3 protein-coding genes and 1 pseudogene are annotated in these 3785 nt (G+C 57.9%); all 4 read right to left on the reverse strand.

Annotated features, from left to right (window positions below; translation table 11 throughout):
* Positions 1-422: 422 nt before the first annotated feature.
* Positions 423-1205: a hypothetical protein gene (locus QZ177_RS10390; RefSeq protein WP_294177420.1), complete on the reverse strand. Its 783-nt coding sequence runs from the start codon at positions 1203-1205 to the stop codon at positions 423-425.
* A gap of 10 nt (positions 1206-1215) precedes the next feature.
* On the reverse strand, positions 1216-2433 hold the full coding sequence (locus tag QZ177_RS10395) for a dicarboxylate/amino acid:cation symporter (protein WP_294177422.1): 1218 nt from the start codon (positions 2431-2433) through the stop codon (positions 1216-1218).
* 198 nt (positions 2434-2631) lie between these two features.
* On the reverse strand, positions 2632-3297 hold the full coding sequence (locus QZ177_RS10400) for an MgtC/SapB family protein (protein ID WP_294177423.1): 666 nt from the start codon (positions 3295-3297) through the stop codon (positions 2632-2634).
* Positions 3298-3612: 315 nt separating this feature from the next.
* Positions 3613-3785 (reverse strand): annotated as a pseudogene (locus QZ177_RS10405) (putative sulfate exporter family transporter); the annotation flags it as partial.

Genomic DNA, 3785 nt, shown 5'->3' on the forward strand with positions numbered 1-3785 from the left:
AAACTTTTGTCCACGGGAAAAATCTAAAACTCATGGCATTTTCCCGAGAATTTCTCCCTTCACTGTAACAGAGTATAGCATGGAAACGCATTGCTGTCAACCGTGTGCGTGACACCGTGCGCGAAAGGCACGTCCCCCAGCAAAACGGGGCTATGCAGGATTGGCGCAGCAGGCGAACCGGGTCATTCTTGGGAATCTGCATTTCAAAATTTAGAGGCAGGCAAGGTTGATAAGTTTTCGCTCCATGCGGTATAATCTGGTTGTAAGATTCGGTTTTTTAGCATAAGTCTATTTTGCACTCGCCTCCCCCCTTTTGCTAGGGCGGAGGCTTTTTTGTGCATGAAAAAGCTGTCGCACATGATTTATGTGCGACAGCCCCTTGTTATTTAGAGACGTGCTATTTCACATCCCCTTTTCCTGTATCATTTTGCATCCGCACTCTTTTCGCGCGGCTTGTCGATCCAGTCCGTGACGGGAAAGAGCGTCGAGGAAAAGTTCGCCTCGTCCATCAAGCGGTCAAGCTCGAAGAGCGCGAGGATGCGCGCTGTGCCGCTCCTCGTATACTCACCGTTGTAGCCGCGCGAAGCAGGCAGATCGATGACGAGATCGCGCTCGCGGTCGTAGCCGATGAGCTGCAGACTGACGTAGCTGTGCAGGATGAGATCGCCCTTCCAGTTGCGATAGGAGGACTCCCCGTAATTCGTGACGACGAAACCCGCGATGTAGTCGGCATCCGTCGCCTTCGCGGCTTCGCGCACACGCTCCTCAAGCTTTCCCTTTCCGTCGTAGATGATCTTCATCGCCTGCTGCACGCCGGCGTCGTCTGCATAGACCACGGCGCGCAGCGTCTCATTGAGCGGCACGCGGAAGTCGCGCACGAAGCGCGACTTCATCTCCTCGATGACCTCGGGCGGCATCGAGCGCGGCACGACGGGACGCAGCAGCACGATATGACGCTGGCCGAGCGGCGCGGGAAGCATCTCCTTCCCGGACGCCGCCTTTGGGTCGGCCGCGCTTTCCGCTGAAGATTTTGCGTCAGACCCCTTTTCGGCGGCTGCAGCCTTGGCAGCCGCATTCTCACTGGCTGCGACCTTGACGGCAGAAGCTGCCGCACTCTCTGCTGCATTTGCAGGCAAAGGAAGAACCGCCGTGAGAAGGGCGAAAAGAAGAACGCGCGTCAGAATCCTTGCAAGACCATGCCGCATGGCATTCTCCTTAGTTCTTCGATGAGGAATGCTCGCCTTCGGATGCCGCGACGACGACGGCGACAGCGCCATCGCCCGTGACGTTGAGGCATGTGCGGATCATGTCGAGGATGCGGTCGATGCCGGCGACGAGGGCAAGGCCTTCAAACGGGAGCTGAGCCGCCTGCAGAACCATCGCGAGCATGATGAGGCCCGCGCCCGGCACGCCTGCCGTGCCGATGGAAGCGAGCGTGCCCGTGAGGACGATCATCGCCATCTGCTGGAACGTGAGATCGATGCCGAAGACGTTCGCGATGAAGAGCGAGCACACGCCCATGTAGAGTGCCGTGCCGTCCATGTTGATCGTCGCGCCCAGAGGCAGGACGAAGGACGAGATCTTGCGCGAGACGCCGAGCTTCTCCTCGCAGTTCTTCATGTTGACCGGCAGTGTGCCCGAACTCGAACACGTCGTAAACGCGAGCATCATCGCTTCCGACATGCCGCGGAAGAACTTCACGGGACTCATCTTGCCGAAGACGGAAGCCATCGTTGAGTAGACGAGAACCGCGTGGATGACGCTGCCGATGAAGGAGCAGACGATGACGGAAAGGAGCGGCAGCAGCACCTTCGGCCCGTTCTTTGCGACGACGGGCAAAAGGAGCGCGAAGACGCCGTACGGCGCGAACGACATAATCATGCCGATCGCCTTGTAGCAAACCTCGGCGCAGGCGTCAAAGAAGTGGATGAGCTTCTCGCCGCGTTCGCCGCCGACCTGCGTGATGGAAACGCCGATGAAGAGCGCGAAGATGATGACGGGCAGGATGTCGCCCTTCGCCATCGACGCGACGGGATTGGTCGGGATCATGTTGACGAAGACCTGCATGATGGACGGCGCTTCCTTCACCTCGGGCGCCGTGCCGCTCATCTGAAGCCCTACGCCCGGATGAATGACGCCCGCGACGGCGAAGCCGATGACGATGGCGACCGCCGTCGTAAAGAGGTAAATGCCGACGGTCTTGGCGCTGATGCGCCCGAGCGTCTTCGTGTCGCCGAGGCTCGTGACGCCGACGATCAGCGACGAGAAGACGACGGGCACGATCATCATCTTGATGAGGTTGATGAAGATCGTGCCGATCGGCGCGATCCACCAGTTGATGAAGCCGATGTACTCTTCTCCCACGGCAAGTCCGACGACGACCGCGAGGATGAGCGAGATGAAAATGCGTACAGAAAGATTCAAGGTTTCCACACCCTTTCATAAAAATATAGATATTAGGAGCAATTCCTCCAAGAGATTTTCTCTTGGAAAAGCGCGGAACTGTCTTATTGCCACTTCATTATAGCAAATTCTCCCGCTTGCGTCTAATCGACCGAGAATACCATCGTGCCGCGCCTTGCAGGGCAAACCGCCTAGTTTGGAGGCATCTCAGGACGCTGACTCTTTCTCTCAGGCGATATTGACGCCCGTGACGCCCTCGATGCGGCTGACGGCTTCGGCGAGCGCGACGCCCTTGATCTTCGCGTGGTTGAAAAGCTCGAATTCCAGCACGAGAGCATGGTCGCTGTCATGCGAGCGCATCGTCTTGACCGTATGCACGGTGAGGCTCATATCCTCCAGGCACTCGTTGATGTGTACGATCTGGCCGGGCAGGTCGCGTGTGAAGACCGTCAAGAGGATGTGGTTATCGTGCAGCACCCACTCGTCGATGCGCGAAAGCGCGCCGAGCGTCACGAAGACGAGCCCTGTCGCCAAAAGAGCCGCTGTATAGTAGCCACCGCCGACGGCGAGGCCGACGCCCGCGACGACCCAGAGGCAGGCGGCCGTCGTCAGTCCCGTGACCGTCAGCCCCTCCTTCATGATTGCGCCTGCACCCAAGAAGCCGATGCCAGAGACGACCTGCGCCGCAAGGCGTGCAGGATCAGCGTTCGTCCTGCCTTCGACGCCCTGATAGATCGCCGTCGAGATGAGCATGACGAGGCACGAGCCGAGGCACACGAGCATGTTCGTGCGAAGCCCCGCCGACTTGCGGCGCGACTGCCTCTCGTAGCCGATGACGCCGCCGAGGACACACGAGAGCGTCAGCCGCAAGAGTATTTCCCATTCGGATACCATAGGGCCTCCTTCCAAGATGGATATGCTTAGGGAAGCGCTGATAAAATGAAGTCGCCAGATGTGCGAAGATGGGGGGCTGAATTTATCAGTGCTTCCCTAGAACTTATCCCCAGATTTGTCCACTTTGTGCATAAACCCTGTGGAAAAGTCGCTGCTTTCGCAAGAAAAATCAACCATCAGCCGCTCTGTGCAGAACTTATCCACAGGATTGTGGACAGTGTGGATAATGAATCAGGCGCAAGATATGTCCGTGCCGGTTGAAAAAAAGGCCGCCTTCCCGTGTACAATCCCGCCGTCTTTTTCTATAAACGTGTATCAGATGATACCGATGAAATGCTGCACGATGAGCGAAACAACGGCGACGGCGATCCAGCAGAAAAGCCCGAGCGTGATGGGGCGCACACCGTTCTTTAAGAGCGCGGCGAAGTCCGTGTTGAGACCGATGGCGCTCATGGCGAGCACGATGGCGAACTTGCCCGCTTCCCCGA

The sequence above is a fragment of the uncultured Selenomonas sp. genome, assembly GCA_905372355.1.
Lineage (GTDB): Bacteria > Bacillota > Negativicutes > Selenomonadales > Selenomonadaceae > Selenomonas.

Coding starts and splice junctions, on each gene's coding strand:
- QZ177_RS10390 (WP_294177420.1), bottom strand. CDS start 1,205: ATGCGGCATGGTCTTGCAAGGATTCTGACGCGCGTTCTTCTTTTCGCC.
- QZ177_RS10400 (WP_294177423.1), bottom strand. CDS start 3,297: ATGGTATCCGAATGGGAAATACTCTTGCGGCTGACGCTCTCGTGTGTC.